This is a genomic window from Tundrisphaera lichenicola, from assembly GCF_051175385.1.
In the GTDB taxonomy this organism is placed as follows: Bacteria; Planctomycetota; Planctomycetia; order Isosphaerales; family Isosphaeraceae; genus Tundrisphaera; species Tundrisphaera lichenicola.
Window position 1 is genome coordinate 945551 of the sequence record NZ_CP195106.1, and the last position, 21030, is coordinate 966580.

13 protein-coding genes and 1 pseudogene are annotated in these 21030 nt (G+C 66.9%); 10 read left to right on the forward strand and 4 right to left on the reverse strand.

Translation table 11 applies throughout. The annotated features are described in order from the left end of the window. Nucleotides 1-63: 63 nt before the first annotated feature. Entirely contained in the window at nt 64-1995 is a 1932-nt protein-coding gene (locus P12x_RS03665; RefSeq protein WP_435009481.1) for a beta-L-arabinofuranosidase domain-containing protein, read from the reverse strand. A gap of 131 nt (nt 1996-2126) precedes the next feature. On the opposite strand from P12x_RS03665, the gene P12x_RS03670 reads away from it, so the two are divergent. From P12x_RS03670 to P12x_RS03700, 7 genes and pseudogenes are all read left to right on the forward strand, one after another. Beyond that, nucleotides 2127-2606, forward strand: a complete 480-nt coding sequence (locus tag P12x_RS03670; protein WP_435009482.1) for a DinB family protein — start codon at nt 2127-2129, stop codon at nt 2604-2606. A 379-nt stretch (nt 2607-2985) separates the two neighbouring features. Beyond that, the gene (locus tag P12x_RS03675; RefSeq protein ID WP_435009483.1) at nt 2986-5367 is read left to right on the forward strand and encodes a hypothetical protein; all 2382 of its coding nucleotides are present in this window, start codon (nt 2986-2988) and stop codon (nt 5365-5367) included. Continuing rightward, nucleotides 5367-6440, forward strand: a complete 1074-nt coding sequence (locus P12x_RS03680) for a hypothetical protein (protein WP_435009484.1) — start codon at nt 5367-5369, stop codon at nt 6438-6440. The genes P12x_RS03675 and P12x_RS03680 overlap by 1 nt, the downstream gene beginning before the upstream one ends. 76 nt (nt 6441-6516) lie before the next feature. Further along, nucleotides 6517-7050, forward strand: coding sequence for a hypothetical protein (locus P12x_RS03685; protein WP_435009485.1), 534 nt, complete (start codon nt 6517-6519; stop codon nt 7048-7050). A gap of 12 nt (nt 7051-7062) precedes the next feature. Further along, nucleotides 7063-7608, forward strand: a pseudogene (locus P12x_RS03690) (ECF-type sigma factor). Nucleotides 7609-7676: 68 nt separating this feature from the next. Beyond that, nucleotides 7677-11027, forward strand: a complete 3351-nt coding sequence (locus P12x_RS03695; protein WP_435011758.1) for a protein kinase domain-containing protein — start codon at nt 7677-7679, stop codon at nt 11025-11027. Nucleotides 11028-11110: 83 nt separating this feature from the next. Further along, on the forward strand, nt 11111-11794 hold the full coding sequence (locus P12x_RS03700; protein WP_435009486.1) for a hypothetical protein: 684 nt from the start codon (nt 11111-11113) through the stop codon (nt 11792-11794). Between the two features lie 150 nt (nt 11795-11944). Here the strand turns inward: P12x_RS03700 and P12x_RS03705 are convergent, their stop codons facing one another. Further along, nucleotides 11945-12721 carry a vWA domain-containing protein gene (locus P12x_RS03705; RefSeq protein ID WP_435009487.1) on the reverse strand — a complete coding sequence of 259 codons (777 nt, stop codon included), beginning with the start codon at nt 12719-12721 and terminating at the stop codon, nt 11945-11947. A 292-nt stretch (nt 12722-13013) separates the two neighbouring features. Here P12x_RS03705 and P12x_RS03710 point away from each other — a divergent pair, with 292 nt between their 5' ends. Then, nucleotides 13014-13886, forward strand: a complete 873-nt coding sequence (locus P12x_RS03710) for a TerC family protein (protein ID WP_435009488.1) — start codon at nt 13014-13016, stop codon at nt 13884-13886. 21 nt (nt 13887-13907) lie between these two features. Here P12x_RS03710 and P12x_RS03715 read toward each other — a convergent pair whose 3' ends face one another. Further along, the gene (locus tag P12x_RS03715; RefSeq protein ID WP_435009489.1) at nt 13908-14726 is read right to left on the reverse strand and encodes a S1/P1 nuclease; all 819 of its coding nucleotides are present in this window, start codon (nt 14724-14726) and stop codon (nt 13908-13910) included. Between the two features lie 178 nt (nt 14727-14904). Here P12x_RS03715 and P12x_RS03720 point away from each other — a divergent pair, with 178 nt between their 5' ends. Then, nucleotides 14905-17154, forward strand: coding sequence for a tetratricopeptide repeat protein (locus tag P12x_RS03720; RefSeq protein ID WP_435009490.1), 2250 nt, complete (start codon nt 14905-14907; stop codon nt 17152-17154). 24 nt (nt 17155-17178) lie between these two features. Here P12x_RS03720 and P12x_RS03725 read toward each other — a convergent pair whose 3' ends face one another. Then, nucleotides 17179-18432, reverse strand: a complete 1254-nt coding sequence (locus P12x_RS03725) for a glycosyltransferase (protein ID WP_435009491.1) — start codon at nt 18430-18432, stop codon at nt 17179-17181. Between the two features lie 235 nt (nt 18433-18667). Between P12x_RS03725 and P12x_RS03730 the strand changes: the two genes are divergently transcribed. Then, complete coding sequence (locus P12x_RS03730) at nt 18668-20965, forward strand: VIT domain-containing protein (protein ID WP_435009492.1); 2298 nt, start codon at nt 18668-18670, stop codon at nt 20963-20965. The last annotated feature ends 65 nt before the right edge of the window (nt 20966-21030 follow it).

A 21030-nucleotide genomic window follows, 5' to 3' on the forward strand; every position in this document is an offset into this window, starting at 1 on the left:
ACAGATTTGAACCACAGGCGAGAAATCAAGTCAACGACGCGTCGCCCCCCGGGCCGCCGAAGTTCATTCGGGATCGAGGGCCGGTCCGGTCCGCCTCGGGGCATCAGGGCGGAACGCGCTCGGGTCGGCATGACTCACCTTGAGCCAGGATCGATAAGGAGATCCGTCCGACCCGGCCCCGGCGAAATCGCAGAGTCGGACCTTCCGCCCGTCGGGGGTCGGGACGTCCAGGAGGAGCATCGTCCCGGCCGCTTCGACCCGATCGACGACCGCTGCACGGCCGATAGTGTTCGCATCCAGTTCGGGCAAGTCGTCGGGGTCGATCTCGTTGAGCCGCCGATCATAGGCGAGCAAGATCGGGCCTCGATAGGCGGCCACCAGCCCCTCGCTCTCGCGCTCCCCGACCCAGAATCGGGGCGAAAGGTCGAGTTCCAGCGCGATCCGGTCGCCGGGCTTCCATTCTCGGTCGAGCGTCAGATATCGCCCCGGCATCACATCGGGGATTGCTTGGTCGTTGACCTTCACCGAGGTCCGGGTCGACCACTGCGGGATCCTCAGTCGAACCGCGAACGCCCCCGGTCGCTCGGGGTCCACCCGGATCTCGACCTTCCCGCCAAGGGGATAGTCGGTCTCCTGGGTCAGCTTGACGCGCGAGCCCGAGGCCAGTGGGACCGAGGCCGAGCCCGGCCCATACCAGTTCACGAAGAGGCCCTCGTCGTCGACCAGGACGGCCCACTCGCCGATCAGGCCAAGGCCACGGACCGCATTGACGCTGCAACAGTTCAACTCGGGCGAGCCGGGCCGACACTGGAAGCCGATCTCGTGGAAGCTCGCCTTGCGGTCGCCGTCCATCGGGGTGTTGTAGGTGCTCCATCGGCCCGAGGGCGCGAAGAATCCCATCGCCGAGTTGAGCGTGGAGAGTTCCAACTCATCGGCGACGATGGGGTTCGCGGTCAATCGGAGCATCTCGACGCTCATCGCCATCCAGGCTACCGTGCAGCAGGTCTCGATGGCCCCCCGATGGTAGGGGTTCCCCTGGGCTTGCTCGCCCGACGAGAAGCCGCCGTTGTTGTGGCGGTCGGTCTCGACGATGCTCCACCAGAGATTCTCGAAGGCGGTCCGGAAGCTGGGGTCGCCGGTCTCCCGATACGACTCGGCGAGGGCCAGGATCGGATGGAGGCTCTCCCACCGGGGTTTGGGGGTCTTGTAGAATGGCTCGCCGGCCAGTCCCCGACGGAGGTAGTCTCCGGCCATCGGCCTGCCCTGGGAATCCTCGGCGGCGAACTCGCGGACGACCTGCTCGGCCAGGTCGCGGTACCGGGTCGTGCCGGTCCTCCGGTGGAGCAAGAACAGGGCGTGGGCCGGCGCGAGGTTCATCTCGGTCGAGCCGGTGTCGACCAGCCGGGGACGCTTCTCGCCCAGGAAACGATCGCAAAAGAGGTCGCCGATCCGGGTCGCGGCGGCCAGCGCGGCGGGGTCGCCGGTCCGTTCTTCCCAGAGGAGCAGGCCGAGCAGGGCATGGTAGTGCCCCCAGGCATCCCAGGTCGGCCCGTCCTTCCCGTCGACGTTCGGGGCCATCCCGGTCAGCCGGTGCCCCCGGGGAAATGGTCCGAGGTAGCCATCGGAGTCCTGGAGCGCGATCCACTCGGCCACGAAGCGGGCAAGCCTGTCCTTCAGGGCGGGGTCGCCGGTCAGGTCCAGGACCCCGGTGGCCCCGGTCAGATATTTCCCGGCGAACTCGCCCGACCAGGGGAGGAGGTTCCGGTACGGTCGGCGGTCGCGATCGCGAAACATGCCCAGCATGGCCGGGTTGGCCGAGGGGGCTTCCATCAGCCAGTGCTGGGTGACATCGCGGAGTCGATCTCCGACCGGGCCGCCGATCGAGACCGACGAGCCGGGAGTCCGACGGGCCAGGTTCTTCCCCTCGCCCGCCGAGAGGGGATCGTCCATCATCGACAGGATCGTCAATGACGAGAGAAAGAGAGTCCGAATCATGGGATAGCTCGCGCAGAGGGTCTTGATTCGGGGACGACCAGCCCCGATCGTGGACCCACAGTCTGCCGCCCGACGAACCGGGACGCAATGAGCCCGAGCGTGACCCGGGCCGGACGCCAGGAGACCGAGCGATGAGCCTCGATCAAGGGATCCTTAACCACCTTCGAGCCTTCCTCACGGGGAGTGACGCCCACATCTCGTTCGATGAGGCAATCGATGGCCTACCCGTCGGGCTTCGAGGGGCCAAGCATCCTTCGGTCCCTCACACCCCCTGGCGGCTGATCGAGCACATGCGGATCGCCCAGTGGGACATCCTGGAATTCTCCCGAAATCCCCTCCACATCTCGCCCGAGTTCCCCGACGGCTACTGGCCCTCGGGGGACGGCCCGCCCGACCCTCGGGCCTGGGATAAATCCGTCGAGGCCTTTCGCGGAGACCTCCGGGCCATGATCGCGCTGGTGGAAGATCCCCAGGTCGACCTCGTCGCCCCGATCCCCCACGGGGACGGCCAGACGATCCTTCGCGAGGCCCTGCTGATTGCCGATCATAACGCCTATCACCTGGGACAGTTCGTGGTCCTCCGGAAGCTCCTGGAGGCCCAGGAAAACTGAACGGGGTGTGCCCGGGGTTTCTGGGGTTGTGTTGGCGGAGCAAGCTCCGCCCGGGCAAAGCGTAAGCAAGCTCCCGCACTCCAAAGCCTCCGGCGTCCAGTCTGGCTCGATGTGCTCCCCCGGCGGCGGAGCCGCCTTGGAGTGCGCGAGCTTGCTCACGCTTTCAGACCCGGAGCTTGCTCCGGGAGAGAACCGTAGCCGATCGCCGCAACGCCCCCCAGAATCCCTGGCTACACCCACTGAACGGGCCGGTCCACTTTCGGTCAAGTTGGCCGGGTGCTCCTGCCGATGTCAGCCGATGATGGAACCGCCGGGACGAAATCCGCCAGGGCACGGATGGGCGGACCGGCTGTCGGGGGGGCATGGGAGGCCCGATCACATGACGCGCCCTCGAACGGGGGTCGGGGCCGAGCTTGTCCCGCTGGTCCTGATCCTGGCTTGCCTGGCCGGGTCGCTGGGACTGATCATCGTGGTCCAGCGACGAGCCGCCCCGCGCCCGAAGGCTCTGGCCCCGGTCGCAGTCGCGTTGCCGCCCTCCCCCACGCCCGTTCCCGAGGCGAAACCCGCCCCGGTCCCGGTGGTCGAGCCCGAGCCCGAACCACCCGCTCCTCCCCCCGAAGATCCGACGCCCAGGGTCCTGGCGAAACTGACCCAGGCCGAGGCCGAGCAACTCCTGGAGGCCTCGAAGGCCGACCGGAAGGCCACGGCCCTGGAAGCCGCCCGGAAGTCGGCGATGATCGAGGCCGAGCGTTGGCGACGCAGGGAATCCCTGGTCAATGCCCAGCTCTCGGCGCTGGAGTCGAAGGTCCGCAAGAGCGAGACCGAGGTCGATGAACTGGCCCTGGAGCGGGACGCCCTGCTCCGGGAGCGGGATGCCCGGAAGGCGGCCATCGCCCGGGCGAGTTCCCGGCCCTCCCAGGCGATCCTGCCGCACAAGGGGCCGAACGGGACCTGGAGGCGGCCCATCGTGGTCGAGTGCACCAACGGGATGGCGATCCTCCAACCCCAAGGGCTCGCCTTCGGCCTGCTCGACCTGGCCTCGGGCTTCGGCCCGAGTAGCAACCCATTCCTGGGTGCCATCGCCCGCGAGTTGATCCGGATTCGCCAGCACGAGTCGCCCGACGGTGCTCCGGTGGTCCCCTATATCTTCTTCCTCGTCCGACCCGACGGCGTTCGCCCTTATTATGAAGCCCGGGGGCGGCTCGAACCGCTCGGGATCACCTTCGGCTACGAGCTGGCCGACCAGGACTGGGAGATCGAATTCCCCGACCTCGATGACGTCGCGGCCTGGGACGGTTCGGTCTCTCCCCGGAACCCCCGATCGTTCGACCCGCCGGGCGTCTCGCCCGCAGAAAATGAGGATTGGCCCACCCTGGGGCCGAACCGTCGAGGAGGAGGTGGTCGGGCCGAAATCGACGATTCCGACTTCGTCTGGCCCGGCCAGGAGGCCCTGGCCCGCGCCGCGGCGAGTGGGGGATTGAAAGAAGTAAACCCCGACCCCACTCGGGGATCCGATCCGGTCCTGGGCAACCAACCGGGCGGGTCACCCCTCCCGAGCGGATCGTCGAACGGACCGACCATGGCAACGTCGCCGGATCAAGGGCCGATCGCCCCGGCCGCGAGCGAGCCCGACCTCGAAGGATCGGGGACGCTGGCGGCTGGATCTCGGGGGTTCAACCCCCCACCGGGAACTCCCGCCGGCCCGATGATCCGCGGTGGTCATGGACTGACTTCGGGTCGCCCGTCGGGAACCGGCCGAGCCACCCCGGATCTGGGGTCGGGTTTCCCCTCCGCCATTGATCCGACCGGAACACCCGGCTCTTCGGGAGGCCCGCCCACGAGCCCGACCCAGCCGGAGCAGCCCGGCCGATCTGCCGGCTCGCCAGGCTCGATCGATCAGGCCCCCTCGCTCGAACGGCCCGACTCTGCGAGCCCCTCCGCCGATCATGATCCCTCGGGCTCGAACGAGCCGGATTCCGGCCCGAACTCGGCCGATCGGCCCGAGTCGGACCCGGGCACAGAATTCGTCTGGCCGAAGAAGCCAGGTAACGGCTCGAAGGATCGATCTCGGACGCCCGGCTCGACGACTCCCGATCCTGCGGACCTCTCGCCCCCGGAGATCCATCGAGGGCCGTTCACCCGACCCCTCGCGATGGGCGTGCAACTCCCGCCTTCCTCCGATGATCCGACCTCGGGCCGTCCCGCCGAGTCGGGTCAGCGAGGTTCGGCGGGTGGGGGCCAGCCGGTCCGTCGGATGATCGGCCAGTCGGGCGGTTCGGGCAGCCCGCCCTCGGGAGGCCAGCCCCCCCAGACTCCCGCCGGGATCGGGGTAGGGATGCCCCCGATGGGCACTTCCCCCTCCACGGCCGGTTCGGGCAATCCCTCGGAGGGGAGCCCGGGCTCCGCTTCGATGCCCGATCCGGGGATGGGCAAGATCATCGACCGCCGATACGAGATGGTCGTGGTCTGCGGGCCTCGCGGCGTCATCCTCCAGCCGGGTAGCTACCGGGTGACGGCCGAGGCCCTGAAGGACCGCGACGGCCTCCTCAAGCAGCAGATGGTGGCCCTGGTGAAAGCCCGGAGGGCGGCCGACCCCTCGGTGCTCCTCGAACCGAAGGTCCGGTTCCTGGTCCAGTCTGGCGGCTCCCAGACTTACTGGGCCGCGCGGAGCCAGATGCTCCTCTCGGGACTGGACTGGCCGATGACGACCCAGGTGGTCCAGCCCGACTCCCTCTCCATCCTCCCCTCGGAGGGCTGGTGATGCCCGAACCATCGACGATCGCTCCCGAATCCTACGCGAAAATCATCGCCCGCCCCGCGCTCCTGCTGGCCCTCCTGGCGGGAGCCTGGGCCTGGCAAGTCCGACCGAGGCCCGATCGCGAGCCCGTCCTCGCCCGCCCGGCACCCGCCCCCGAGAAGGTTGCCGTCGTCGAGCCCCCTCCGCCTCCCGCCCCGGCACCGACCCCGAAGCCTGCACCCCGGCCGGTCCCCGAACCGATCCCGCTGGACGAGGCCGCCGTGGCCCGCGCCGAGATGTCGCTCGACCAGGCGGCCCGCGACCGGGCCAGGGCCGAGGCCCGGCTTGCCGACGCCGAGAAGGCCCTCCGGGACGCCTCGATCGAGACCGCCAGGACCCTGGCGGATAGCCGCTCGCTCGCCGGTCGGGTCCGGGACCCGAGCGCCCGGATCGCCGCCGCGTCGGCCAAGGGGGGATTTCTCCGGGGCGAGCGTGATCGACTCAAGAAGGAATTGCTGGCGATCCAGAGCATCCCGGTCCCTAAGGCCCAGGCCTTGATGGCCAAGAGCGCCGTGGCCAAGCCGACCGATGGCGCCGAGTATCACTTCGAGGTCCGGCGCGATCACGTCTCGTTCATCGACCTCGACCGACTGATCGAGATGGTCAAGACCGACGCCCGGATCCGCCTCCGGGCCGGGGGCAATCGGAGTCGGATCTCGGCCACGGTCGGGCCGGTCGGTGCGTTCTCGCTCCACTACGAGATGGGACGGACCTTGCCCGACGCCGTGGCCCAGTTCATGGATCCCGGCGATGCCCAGTATTCCCTCCTGGGCTGGGAGATCATCCCCGCCGGGAACAACCGGGGCGAGCCCTTCGAGAGTACTCGGAGCAATTCCTCCAATTTCTCCAGGGCCATCCACCGCCTGATCCCTGGACGTGATACGATCACCATGTGGATCTATCCCGACGGTTTCGCCCTCTACCGGAAGCTCCGCGACGAGCTTCACACCCAGGGCTTCCTGGTCGCCGCCCGCCCGCTGCCCGAAGGGACCGCGATTCGCGGGAGCCCCGTGGGTTCGCTCTCGGCGGGTCAGTGACGGGAGTCGCAGTAGAGGACTCCACCCCCGACCGGATCGAGATCCGGGTCCGCCCCATCAACGAGTCGAACACCTCATGAAAACAGATGTGAAGGGGATCCTCGATGTCGTCCTCGACGACTATACCCTGCCCTGGGACGGCTTCCACGGGGTCGCCCACTGGGCGAGGGTCCTGGAAAACGGGCTGATGCTGGCCGAGGAGACGAATGCCGACATCGAAGTGGTCCGGCTGTTCGCCTTGCTCCACGATTCCCGGAGGGTCAACGAAGGCACCGACCCCGACCACGGACCTCGCGCGGCCGAGTTCGCAGGGACGCTCCGGGGCCGGTTCTTCGAGTTGACCGATCCCCAGTTCGAGTTGCTCCACCGGGCCTGCGCCGGGCACACGCACGAGCGGACCCATCCCGACGTCACGATCCAGACTTGCTGGGATGCCGATCGTCTCGACCTGGGGAGGGTCGGCATCACCCCGGACCCGAAGTGGCTCTGCACCGAAGTCGCCCGACGTCCCGAGACCATCAAGGAAGCCCACGGCAAGGCCACCTTCGGGATCATCCCCGAGATGGTCCAGGAGGATTGGGGCATCTGTCGGAATCGTCGTATTGGGTAGACTCGAGCCACAATGCCCGAGATCACACAAATCCTGGATGCCTCCGCGGCCGGTGACCGACGGGCCGCGACCCAGATCCTGCCGCTCGTTTACGACGAGTTACGCAAGCTCGCCGCCGTCCGCTAGGCGGGCGAGGCTCGTGACCACACCCTCAACGCCACCGAACTCGTTCACGAGGCCTTCATGAGGTTGGTCGGGGGCCAGGAGTTCGACGGCAGAGGTCGCTTCTTCGCAGCCGCTTCCGAAGCCATGCGCCGTAACCTTGTGGATCATGTCCGAAGCCGCATGGCCGCCAAGCGTGGGGCCGGCCGGCGAGTGACGACCGATCTGGACCGCCTTTCCGGGATCACCCCCGATGAAGATGTCCTAGTGGTACACGACGCGCTCAATCGATCGGCTGCCCAAGACCCGAGAGTGGCTAAGCTATTAACCCTGCGATACTTCGGCGGTCGGAGCCTTCGCGAAGCGTCCGAGGATCTGGACATCGCTCCTCGCACCGCCGACTCCTGGTGGCACTACGCTCGGGCCTGGCTGGCGGCCAACCTATCTGTCGGTTAAAAATATATTTCGGAATCGACTGCGCGTTCTGTCGGCGGATTTCGCATTGGGTGCGACGAACCACCCCGATGGAGGCTTCCGTGATCGAACTCGAACTTCTCTCCGAAGCCCTCAACCGCACCGACCCGGCGAAACAAGCCGCGTTTCTCGACGAGGTGTGTGTCGGGAATCCGGAGTTGCGCCGTCGTCTGGAACTTTTGCTAGCCGGTCACGCCCGGGGCCGCAACCCGCTCGATCGGCCGCCACCTGAGCTCGAAGAGTTCGATAAAAGCACAGCACTCGTGACCGGGGCGCACCGACCCGACGAGGGATCGGAGACTCGGCCCCACGCCGATATCAACGCCTCCACGGACGCGGAAACGGGAGCCCACAAACCTCCGACGGTCGCAACCAGGGAAAATCGGCTCGACCGGGCCTCAGCGACGATCGACCATTCCGATTCCGATCCCACCATCCCAGGGGCATCAAACGTCTTTTCGTCCCAGACGTCAGGGATCTCCGAGCGCGAAGAGATCGGCACAGTCATCGCTGACCGTTATCGACTGATTGAAGTGATCGGCGAAGGCGGCATGGGTTCGGTCTACCTGGCCGAGCAGTCCGAGCCGGTCAAGCGTCAGGTGGCTTTGAAGCTCATCAAAACGGGGATAGACTCGCGCGGGGTACTGGCCCGGTTCGACGCCGAGCGCCAGGCTCTCGCGATGATGGACCACCCGAACATTGCCCGCATTTACGACGGTGGCCTCACTCCATCGGGGCAGCCATTCTTCGTCATGGAGTTAGTCCAGGGGGAGCCGCTTACCTCGTATTGCGACCAAAAACGGCTGCCTGTGAAGGCCCGGCTGGAACTGTTCGTCGCGGTCTGCCAGGCGGTGCAGCACGCCCATCAGAAAGGGATCATCCATCGCGACCTCAAGCCGAGGAATGTGCTGGTCACGGAGGTGGACGGTCGGCCAACCCCGAAGGTGATCGACTTTGGCGTGGCGAAGGCGACCGAGGTGAAGCTTACCGACATGAGCTTTGCCGATGTCGGGGCGATCGTGGGCACGCCGACTTACATGTCGCCCGAGCAGGCGGACCCGTCGTCGATGGACATCGACACGAGGAGCGACGTCTACGCGCTCGGAGTGATGCTTTACGAACTACTCACGGGTGCTCCGCCGATCGACGCCTCGCAGTTCAAGCGTGGCGCCCTGCTGGAAATGCTACGCATGGTGCGTGAGGTCCACCCGCCGCGGCCGAGCACAAAACTGAGCACGGCCGACGCCCTGCCGAACATCGCGGCCAACCGCAGCATCGAACCGGCCCGGCTGTCGAGGTTGATTCAAGGTGAACTTGACTGCGTGGTGATGAAGGCATTGGAGAAGGATCGCACCCGGCGTTACGACACCGCCAACGGATTTGCGAGGGACATCCAGCGCTATCTCGCCGATGAGGTCGTGGAGGCCCGGCCCCCGAGTCGTGGATACCGGCTCAGGAAGTTCGTCAAGAGGAACAAGATCCAGGTGATCGCGGCGAGCCTTGTGCTGCTGGCGTTGATTGGCGGGGTAGTCGGCACAAGCGTTGGAATGGTCAAAGCGAACGCGGCGGTCGCCAAGGAACGCACGGCCAACTCCAAGGCCGACCTCTCGCGTAAGCGAGCCGAGGAGCGTGAAGACCTGGCGATCAAGGCGATCGACAACTACCGCGAGGTCGTCGAGACCAATCCCGATCTCCTGACCCGTCCCGACCTCAAGCCGCTCCGCCAGAACCTACTTGCAGCCCCCGCCGGCTTCTATCGCCAGCTCAAAGAGGCTCTGGACCGCGAGATGCAGGACCCAGACCATCCCTCGGGGCTGGAAGAGAAGCTCATGTACGCCAACTTCTCGCTGGCCTGGCTCAACGCCGAGTCGGGATTGCAGGGCGACGCGGCGAGGTCCTACCGCGAGGCCATCGCGATCATGGAGCCGCTGTCGATCCGCACGAAGAGCAGTCGCGCCCGCGGTAGCCTCGCGATGATCTACAACAACCTCGGCAACATCCACATCGAGCTCGGGGAGTTCGACGAGGCACGGGCCGCGCACGAGAAGGGGCTGAAGTTGCGGCAGGATCTAGCGAGGGAGATTCCAACGGAGGACGGCCCGCTCTCGGACCTATCCTACAGCGAGCACAATCTCGGCTGGCTCGACAGCAAGCTCGGCCGGTCCGAGCCGGCGATCGCCCATTACCTCAAGGCCGTCGAGCTGCGGGAACAGGTTCATGGGAAGTCGACCGAGCGGGTCGGTCACGGAGCCCAGCTGGCGATGAGCCTGAACAACCTGGGCTTTATGCTGGCGTCCGTCGGCCGGAAGGACGAGGCGCTGGCGTCCTATCGCCGAGGCATCGCCCTGCTCGAGGAGGCGGTCGCCGCGCAGCCCAACGTCGTCTCTTATCGGTCCAATCTGGCCCAGATCCTCCGCAGCCTCGGCGAGCTGCTCGGACTCGGCGAAGGCCGCCAGGCCTTTGCCCGCGCGAGGACGCTCGGCGAGGCGATCGTCGCCGAGGTGCCGACCGTCCCCCGGTTCCGGTCCGACCTGGCTACCACCCTGATGCTCATGGGAAACCTCCATCGCGGTTGGCGCGAATTCGACCAGGCCATCGCGGTGCAAACGCAGGCCATCGCCATCGCCGAGGCGCTGGCCCGCGACTTCCCAGAGCCGGTGCAGTACCGGACCGACCTGGCGAACAGCCTCTCCCATCTCGGGCTGACCCTCGTCGACGCCGGCCGATCGGCCGAGGCCATCCCCCAGTTCGAGAGGGCGAAGGGCATCTACGAGGAACTGTTCCGCGAGAACTCGCAGGACATCGGCGTGGCCAGCCTGGAGGCCGGCGCGGGCAACAATCTCTCCATGGCCCTGAACAAGCTGGGCCGTCATGAGGAGGCCATCGCCGCCGTACGCGAGGCCATCGCCCGCCAACGCCTTTGCCTCGACCGAGATCCGAGATCGGCGCAGTATCGGTCATGGCTCAGCAATCACTACCAGAACATCGGCAAGTCGCTCCGCGCACTCGGACGGATCGACGAGGCCGACGCCGCCTCCCGCGAGCGGTTCTCGCTGCTCGACGCGGCCCCTCCCGAGCTGCGCGATAAGGCGATCCACTACCACATACTTTGCGAAATGGCTCAGCTCGTCCCACTGGTCGGCCGCGGAAAGGCCGACGCCGAGCTGACCGAGGCCGAACGTACCCGCAAGCGCGCGTTCGCCGATCGGGCCATCAAGGAATTCCGGATGGCTATCGCCGACGGCTTCCTCGATCTTGGCCTCTTTGCCACCGACACCGACCTCGACCCCATCCGCGACCGCGCCGACTTCCAGCTCCTCATGCTCGACGCCATGGATCGCGCCTTCCCTGCCTGGCCGTTCGTCGACGCGAAGTCATCCCCGACTGAGGAGAAGAAGTGACGCCCGCGGGCCTCGCTTGCAACTGTCTAAACCCCCGCGAGAAGACCCAGCCCGACATCTGGTCCACCTAAAGCACCAAGTCGATGCTAGGCGGTGCCTTCCTGGGCCAGAAGAAGTATGCCGAAGCTGAGACGCTGCTGCTGGCCGGTTACGAAGGGATGCAAAGCGTGAAGCCGAGATTCCAGAGCAAAGCAAATACTCCGTCCCCGAAGCCCTCGACCGTCTCATTCAATCGACAAACCCGAAGAAACCGCAAATGCCGGAAGGAACTGGACACTCGTAGAGCCGCCGATCCGCAGTTCATGACCCTGAACGAGCGGCTGGCGAACGTACTCAAGGGCGACGAGCCGAAGGACAACGCGGAGGGCCTGACGATTGCGCAGCACGCCTTCAACGAGAAGCTGTATTCGACCAGTGTGCAACTCTGGACCGAAGCCCTGAAGGCCGACCCGAAGCTGCCCAGTGATCGGTCGGCAGAGCATCGTTATAATGTGGCCCGCAGTGCACTGCGGGCTGCCACTGGAACGGGCAAGGACAATACTACTGCGCCGGATGAGGCCTCCAAAGCCAAGCTCCGCATGCAAGCCCTCGATGGGCTCAAGGCCGAGCTATCCGCTCGGAAACGCGTGGCGATGATCATCGAGCCCGGCAGTAAGGAACGTGTCTCGACAACGCTGGTTCACTGGAAACAAGACGACGGCCTCGCCAACATCCGCGACACTTGGGAGCTGGTCAAGCTCCCCTCGGGCAAGCAGAAGGAATTGTAGTCGCTCTGGGCTGATGTCGACGTTCTCTTGAAATGGAACCGAAGCCCGAAGCCCTGAACCGCCTCCAAAGTCTGTTCGGCCCCGTCGCCGATCATCCGGCCCAGTTGGCTAAACGGTTATCATCGATCGGACCTGAGGATCGCCGATCGATCACCGGCCGGCGTACTGCCCCCCGGAATCCTGGGCGATCTTCCGGAGATCGTCGCCACCCGCCCCGCCGGCCAGGTCGACGCAGTGGATCGGGACCTTCTTCGGGTTGAACTTCACCACCGAGTCGGCTGTCCCGGGCGGGAACGCGCCGTCGGACAGGAGGAAGACGGCGTCGGGCCGCATGGCCAGGGCCAGCGCGAGGGCGGACCTCGGGTCGGTCTCCCCTTCGGGCTCGACGAAGTTCATCCAGCGGGCCAGTTGGGCCTTGGAGGGGTAGTCGGCGGGCTTGGTGAAGTCGCCGGGCATCGGCAGAGGGCGGTCGTTGTAGAAGATCACCTTGAATCGCTGGGGGGATTGCAGGCTCCCGACGCTCCGTCGCAGCTCCGCCTTGGCCCGGTCGAGTCGATCCGCGTCGATCATGCTTCCCGAGCGGTCGACCACGAAGACGAAGACCCGTCCCTCGGCCCGGATGCCGAAGAATGACGCCTGACGCCAGGCCGGGATCTCGCGCCAGTCGGGCTCTGCCCCGTAGCGATCTCCCTCCGACGACCTTCCGCGGGCCCTGGCGGCGGCCTCGGCCGACATCACGACCGGCTCGTCGTCGATCGGGGGTTTCGCCTTCGAGGACGCGGGCTTCGCCTTCGCCGGGGCTTTGGCGGGAGGTTCCTTGGGCGGCGATTCCTGGGCCTCGGCCTGGGCCGCGATCGCGATCGAGCCGACGATCCAGGCCGCCAGTCCGAAGGCACAGGAGGCTCTCGCGGCTGGTCTGCTCGCCATATCGGTCGCTCCCGATGGTCCATGGCCGAAGTCAACCCAACGCCTCCATTTCAGCATACCCCCCAATGGGCCGGTGGGCCAGGCGATGGGTATCTCCGGATCTCTCCGGTGTACCCGGGATCCCACGTTCAGACCATGCCGGGCCTTCCGTTTCGGGCGGATCGCCGGGGGGGTCGCCTCGGTGGCGAGAGTTTGTTAGCCTATCCTCTGAGCGGCCTTGGATCGCGCCGCCATCGCTCCGCCCTCCCCGGGTCGATCCGTCTCGTCCCCCCTCAGTGAGGAGTGCCCGGCCATGTGGGGCATCGAAGTCGCCGACCTCGTACTTCTGGCGACGACCGTTGGGATCCTGGTCGTCCTCGAAGGATTGCTGAGCGCCGATAATGCGCTGGTCCTGGCGGTCATGGTCCGGCACCTCCCCAAGCAACAACAGAAGCGGGCCCTTCGCTATGGGATGCTCGGTGCGTTCGGGTTCCGCCTGATCGCGGTGATCTTCGCCTCGACCCTCCTCCACTTCTGGCAGCTCAAGGTGGGCGGCGGCCTGTACCTGCTCTATATCGCGATCGCTCACCTGATCCACGGCGAGGACGAGCCCGGGGCCGAGCGGCGTTCGCGGTTCGGTAACGGATTCTGGGGGACGGTGATCGGCGTCGAGGTGACCGATATCGCATTCTCCATCGACTCGATCCTGGCGGCGGTCGGCACGGCCGACGTCCTGCCCCGTCGCCTGGGCGATCGGGTACTCCTGGAGGTCCCCGGGCTCGTCGACATCGACGTCCGCCTGCTGGTGATCTACATTGGTGGGATCCTGGGGATCGTCGCCATGCGATTCGTCGCCGGCTACTTCCTGATCCTCCTGGAGCGCTTCCACGGCCTGGCGATCGGGGCTTATTACCTGGTTGGCTGGATCGGCCTGAAGCTCCTGGGAGGGGGTCTCGACGAAGCCCTCCGACCGGATCACTTCAAGCCATTGCCCGGAGGTTGGCGCGAATCGATCCCCAACTGGGCGTTTCAGATCCCCCTGGAAATGAACGCCTGGGTCTTCTGGGGAGGGATGGCCCTCATCCTGGCCCTCAGCATGATCTCCAAGCCCAAGGGGCATGGCGCTCCCCCGAGCGACCAGCCCCCTCCGGGCGAGTTGATCAGCTCGACCCGGACCCACGATTGAAACGACGGGAGCCCGTCGGTTTCACGGGAAGACTTCGTTGAGGATCCAGGCCAGCCGGACCCCGGCCTGGGCGACCCGTCGCTCGGCCGAGGGCAGGTTGGCATCCTGGTAGGGCTGGCCGAGCTTGGCCCCACTCTCCATCTCGACGTCGCGAACCGGGTCCTGATAGGCCTTCCGGGCCAGGGCCAGGCTCTCGTTGGCCCAGTCGGAGGGCCGGCCCGACGACCACTCGTCGGCCAGCTTGGGGGTGATCGTGCCGGAGAGGAAGGCGACGTAGGCCGCCTCGTCCCGCCCGGGGTGCTCCAGGAGCCCCGAATCCCAGACCCGGTGGAGGTTCGACCCCTTGCCGAAGAACTGGACCTGCAAGTCGTTGCCGCCCTTGTCGTCCCGGTGCCCGACGTGGACCGGTTGGTGCATGTCCTGGACGAAGTGGACGAGGAACTTCAGGGCCTGGACCCGCTCCTCGCGGGGCCGAGCGGGGTCGGCCAGGACCTTCCGGAATTCGACGACCTTGGCGACGACGTGCTCGCTGGCCGGGTCGAACTTGGGGTCATATTTCGCCTCGCCGATCGGCACATTGACATAGTGCCAGGGGCCGGTCTCGGGATGATCCCGGCGATAATCGTCGGCCCAGGTCGAGATGTCGGCCAGGGATTCCCCCGGGGCGAGGAGCCCCCGGACCGCCGCCAGGGCCGCCGGGGTCAACCGACCTTCGGCGATCTTCCCGGCCATCCGATGCCCCAGCCTCCCCCAGCCCCAGGCCGGTCCCACCATGACCGAAGCCACCAGCGCCGCCACCAGACCCGCCCGAAAGAATTGGATTCGACCGATCTGAAACATCCGACTACTCCCGGTTGCCGCCCGTTGCCTCGCCGGTCGCCCGGCGGTCATGGCCACCGGCCCAGGATAGACGCGCCCCTCGCCGCTTTGCTACTGTGAACCCACGGAGGTGCACGAACCGACCCTCCTCGCGTCGTCGCCTTGACCTGTTTTTCGAATCCGCCAGGAATGCAAAGTAATGGCAGGCGTTGAGCCCTATGCCCCGTGTCCGTGTGGCAGCGGTCAGAAGTTCAAGTGGTGCTGCCACAAGGTGGAGTCGTTCGCCGACAAGGCGCAGCGGCTTTTCGACGGCGGTCAGCTCGAGGCCGCCATCAAGGTCCTGGATGAAGGCCTCCGGAAGGAACCGGGTAATCCCTGGCTCCTGACCCGCAAGGCGATCATGCAGATTCGCCTGGGCGATCCCGAGCCGGCCAAGGGCACGCTCCGCGAGGTCCTCAAGAAGAACCCCAAGCATTTCGGGGCGCTGGTCCTCCTGACCCGGTGCGTCCTGGAGACCGAAGGGCCGGTCAATGGCGCGGGCATGTTCCAGGAGGTCCTCTCGGCCGTCGACGACAACGACCGACCGATGCTGGCCCCCCTGGGACGGGTGGTGGCCCTCCTCCTGGCCGAGTCCCGGCGGATTCCCGCCGCCCTCAAGCACCTCGACCTGGTGGCCAACCTGGGAGGCGACCCCGAGCAGTCGGCGGCGCAGGCCCTTCGGCAGCTCGAAGCCACGCCCGGGGCCTCCCCCTGGGTCAAGGATCGGCTGAGGCTGGCGGGGCCTCCCGAACAACTCGACGATCGGGGCTTCAGCCAGTTCGAGAAGGCGCGCCTCCTGGCCGCGCAAGGGCACTGGGCCCCGGCCGCCGCGATCTTCGACGCGCTGGCGGCCCACGACCCCGGCGGGGAGGCCGACTACAACCTCGGGCTCTGCCGACTCTGGCTCGGGGACGAGACGGGGGCCGTCGGCCCGCTCCGTCGACGCTCTCGCAAGCTCGCCCCCTCGACCGAGGCGGTCGACCTCGAGGTCCTCTGCCAGCAGATCGAGCCGATCCACCCCGACGACCGGGTCGAGCACGTCCAGCTGATCTGGCCCCTCCGGAATCGCGACGCCCTGCTGACCGCCCTCCGATCCAAGGACGATATCTTCGACGACGGCCAGGCCCCGATCGACCCCGGCGACGACGAGTCGCCGCTGACCGATAACTTCGTCATCCTCGACAAGCCGAGGATCGACAAGCACGACGGCCGAGGGCTGACCCCCGACCAGATCCCCCGGATCCTGGGGCGGATCGCCGTCGGGCAGGAGATCGTCGCGCTGGAGACGTATGACGACGGCCGGGTCGATGAGCTGGGGGATCGCTTCACCGCCCTGGCCGGGACTGCGATCGCCCCAGCCCACCCTCGCACCAAGGTCCTCGACGAGGATGCCCGGTCGAACCTGGCCCTGGTCTGGGAATGGCTCTACCCCGCCGGGCTCGAACCGGCCGAGGCGGAGCGGCTCGACCACGAGCAGCGGATCCGGATGCTCCGCGATGTCTGGCCGGTCACCCCGATGCCCTACCTGGGCTTCCGGACCCCCGAGCGGGCCGCCCGCGATGGCGGGGCTGAGATTCCGCTCCGGGCCGCCCTGTGCCAGTACGAGCAGGATAGCGACCCGGATCAGGACGGGCCCGCCTTCGCCAATCTCCGGACCCGCTTGAACCTGAAGCCCGAGCCGGCCATCGACCCGGCCACGGTCGAAATCGAATCCCTTCCGCTAGCCCGGCTCGCATCCGTCTCCGCCGAGAAGCTCGACGACGATCGACTGGTGACGTACTACCGACGGGCTCGCCGGTCGATGATGAACCGGGCCATGGAAGCCGCCGCGCTGGCCATCGTGTCCCGGCCGTCGCTGTTCGAACAAGGCAAAATCGACCCGGTCTCGGTCCACTCCGACCTCGCCAGCCTGACCGCCAGCCGAGGCGACATGGCCACGGCTCGCGACTGGCTCACCAAGGGGCGACAGGCCGACTCGCCCGCCCGCCGGGGGCCGAACGCCCCGCTCTGGGACATGATCGAGGTCCGCCTGAGGGCCCGCTCCGAGAGCCCCGAGTCCTGGGTTCCCGAGCTGGCCATCGTCCTGGAGCGCTATCCCAGCGACCCGTCGGCCAATCAGATCATCCTGATGAACCTCGTGGAGATGGGCCTGGTCCGGATGAGCCCGAACCCCGACAACCCCGAGGATATCCTCCTCGACAGTCGCCCCTTGCAATCCGTGCTCGCCGAGTACGGCCCGAGGGTCACCACCGCTTCCGGCCGACTAGGGGTCTCCGCCACCAAGCCCGAGGTCTGGACCCCCGGTGGCCCGGCCTCCGGATCGGGCGGTGGCGGCCTCTGGACTCCCGGCTCGGGCGGCGGCAACCCACCCTCGGGCGACAAGCCCAAGCTGATCATCCCGGGACGCTGAGAGGATTTCCGGGAAGATGGAATTTCAGGAAGACGGGGTAAGCACGGTCGACTCGATGAACCGGACCGCGTTGCCGACCCCGTCTTCCTCGCACAATGAGTGTCTCAGCGATTCCGCGTCCTGTCGAATCCGATGGTCGGTCGTCGCGATCTGAATGGCCTCGGCCAGTCGCTCGGCCGAGAGCGAATGTCGGGGGATCGGCGAAGGGCCGACCCCGCGCCGAGAGACCACCCGGCCCCAGAACGGCTGGTCGGCGAAGTGCGGGCAGACGACCGTCGGCCTCCCGGCCTGGAGGCCGGCGAAGGTCGTCCCCGCCCCTCCGTGATGGACGACCGCCGCCATCCGGGGAAAGAGCCAGTCATGCGGGATCGATTCGATCCCGAGGATCGAATCCGGGAGGTCGTCCAGCGACAGGCCGCCCCATCCCGAGGCCAGGACGCCCCGACATCCCGCACGCTCGAGCGCCTCGACGACGAGCCTGGTCCCCGCCTCGGGGTCCGATCCCGTCATGCTGCCGAACCCCACATAAACCGGGGCCGGGCCTGCCTGGAGGAAGCGGAGCAGCCGATCGGGCGGTTCCCACACGTCGGGTCGAGCCAGGTCCCAGGAACCGGTCAGGGCCACCGAAGGCCCCCAGTCGTCCGGCCTGGGGATGAGCTGCGAGCTGTAAGCGTAAAGAACCGGCAGTGATGCCGAGCCGGGAGCGATGGTTCGCTTCCGAGGGGGAAGGCCCAGTGCGTCCCGACGCCATCGATCGATCAGCTTTCGGAACGGGATCAGGCCCAGTTGGTTGAGTGAATAAGTGAGCCGGTTGACGACTCCTCCCAGGTTTCGAACCGGGAGTAGCGGGTGGGGAAAGGCCCGGGTCGGCACGAGCATCGGCATCGGCAGGGCGACGAAGGCCGGGATGCCCAGCTTCTCGGCGATGTCGGGGGCTCCCACGATCTTGGGATGGAAGACGATCGCCTCGGCCCCCTCGGCCGCCGCCCAGGAATCGTCGAGGATCCGGCGGAACGTCGGGAGGATCGACGATTTCAGGGTCGCCAGGGCCTTTCCCGACTTTCCCTCGATCGCCGCCTTCCCCGCCTCGGATCGGGCCATCGCCGAGAAGTCGGCCCGGATCGGGAAATAGTCGACGCCTCGCCCTTCGACGAACTCGCGAAAGTCGGTCCCGGTCGCCAGCTTGACCTGATGCCCGGCCTCCGTGAGGCCCAGCGCCAGCGCGACGAAGGGCTGGACGTCGCCCCGCGAACCCAGGCCGAGTATGAGAATCTTCATCGGATCGATAGTCCTCAATTCGAGGGCAACCCATTCGGCGACCGATCTCGAACGCCCATGGTCGGTTCGGTTCTCTCACGTTCGGCCTCCCAAGAAAAGGGCGAGTCGGCCGTCGACAAGTTTGGGGAGAGATCCTACTAGGCTTCGGGAACCGAGCGGCCTGGCCCTCCGTCTAATCGGCGCGGGTCTCGAAGATCGAATCGACATCTTCGGAACTTTTAAGGGAGGGAACGACATGAAGCCTCGCAGACTCGGAATGCTGGCCCTGGGGCTGATGGCTGTCTTCCTGCCGGGCCGGTCGGCCCTGGCCCAGGGGTTCCTGGTCGATCGCCATTTCCACCGGGTCCCCGTCCCGGTGGCGCGGGCCTACGAGATCCGCGAAGTCTCGATCGACGCCCGGGTCCGCGATCAGGTGGCCGAGGTCCGCGTTGCCCAGACGTTCCACAACCCCGGCTCGACCGAGATCGAGGCGGAATACCTGTTCCCCCTGCCCGATGATGCGGGGGTCCAGAACCTCGTCTTGATGGTCGACGGCCGCGAGTTGCCCGGTCGGCTGCTCCCCAAGGACGAGGCCCGGAGGATCTACGAGGAGATCGTCCGGACCAAGCGCGACCCGGCGCTCCTCGAATACATGGGCCGGGGGCTGTTCCGCGCCAGCGTCTTCCCGATCCCACCGGGGGCCGATCGGCAGGTCACGCTCCGCTACACCCAGCTCTGCAAGCGCGATCGGGACGTGGTCGAGTTCGCCTATCCGCTGGGTACCCAGAAGCACTCGGCCAGGCCGATCCAGAAGCTGGCCTTGACCGTCTCGATCGAGAATCGCGACCCGATCAAGTCGGTCTACTGCCCGACTCACGACGCCTCCATCTCCCGACCGGGGGAGCGCGAGGTCAAGGCGACCCTCGAACGTCGGGACGTCCTGCCGACCGAGGACTTCCGGCTGGTGTACACCCTGGCCGAAGGGGCGCTCGGGGCGACGGTCCTGAGCTACCAACCGAATGAGTCGGAGGATGGTTATTTCCTCCTGCTGGCCAGCCCGAGGGTCAAGCCGGTCGACTCCAAGCCGCTGCCCAAGACCGTCGTGTTCGTGATCGATCGTTCGGGCTCGATGGCCGGCAAGAAGCTGGAGCAGGCCCGGGCCGCGCTCCAGTCGGTCCTGAATAATCTGCGGGACGACGACACCTTCAACATCATCGCCTATGACGACCGGGTCGAGGCCTTCAAGCCCGAGCTTCAGCGTTACTCGTCGAGCACCCGGGCCGAGGCCGAGAAGTTCGTCGCCAACATCCGCGAGGGGGGTTCGACCAACATCGACGGGGCGCTCAAGGCCTCGCTGACGATGATCCCCGACGACTCCAGGCCCGGCTACGTGATCTTCCTGACCGACGGCCTCCCCACGGCGGGCGAGACCAGCGAGCTGAAGATCGCCGAGAACGGGAAGGCGAGCAACAAGTCGCACGCCCGGATCTTCGCCTTCGGCGTCGGCTTCGACGTGAATGCCCGCCTGCTCGACCGCTTGAGCGGGGGGAACGGGGGGACCAGCGAGTATGTACGGCCCGACGAGGATATCGAGGCCCATGTGGGGGCGTTCTACTCGAAGATCACTCGACCGGCCCTCGCCTCGATCGCGGTCGAGTTCACCGGGACCGACGTGAACCGGACCTACCCGCGTGACATTCCCGATCTGTTCGAGGGCGGTCAGCTCGTCTGGGTCGGCCGCTATCGGAAATCGGGCCCGTCCACGGTCCGGCTCTCGGGCAAGGTGGGCGCGGACCGACAGTCGTTCGAGTTCCCCACCGAGCTGGCCGGGCCGAGATCCAGCACGGGTTACGACTTCGTCGAGAAGCTCTGGGCGGTCCGCCGGGTCGGGTTCATCATCGATCAGATCGACCTGAATGGTCCGAACAAGGAGCTGACCGACGAGCTGGTGGCCCTGAGCACCAAGTACGGCCTGCTCACCCCGTACACCTCGTTCCTGGCCGACGAACGGGTCAATCTGCACGCCTCGGCCGAAAATAACCGGAGGGCCACGCTGAGCCTCGACGCGCTCCAGGTCGTCCAGGGCCAGGCGGGGACCTCGCAGCGGGCGATGAAGCAGCTCTACAACAAGGCCGAGAGCTTCGAGGAGGCGAAATATGCCTACTCCGCCGTACCGGCGTCACCAGGGAGCGCGGGCGGGATGCCGGCCCTGGGACGAGGGATGGCGGGGATGATGGGCGGGATCGGTGGCCGCTCCGCGGGTGGAGCGATGCCGGGGATGATGGGGCCCGGCTCGGCGCCGGCACAGCCCGCCCAGAACGTCCGGAACCTCGGCGCCAAGACCTTCTATCGGAAGTCCGATCGATGGGTCGACGCGGAGGTGAAGCCCGAGGAGGACGAAAAGGCCATCGTCCTCGAACAGTTCAGCGAGGAGTTCTTCAAGGTCGTCCGAAACCAGTCGCCCGCGCAGAATCAGTACTTCACCTTCGAAGAGCCCGTGACCGTCGCCATCGAGGGGCGCGTCTACCGGATCGATCCACCCCGGTCGAAGTGAGGCTCGCGTCTTCCCTCTCGGGTTCGGTCTTGCGTCCCGCCCGGCCGGGCGATCGAATAGACGGA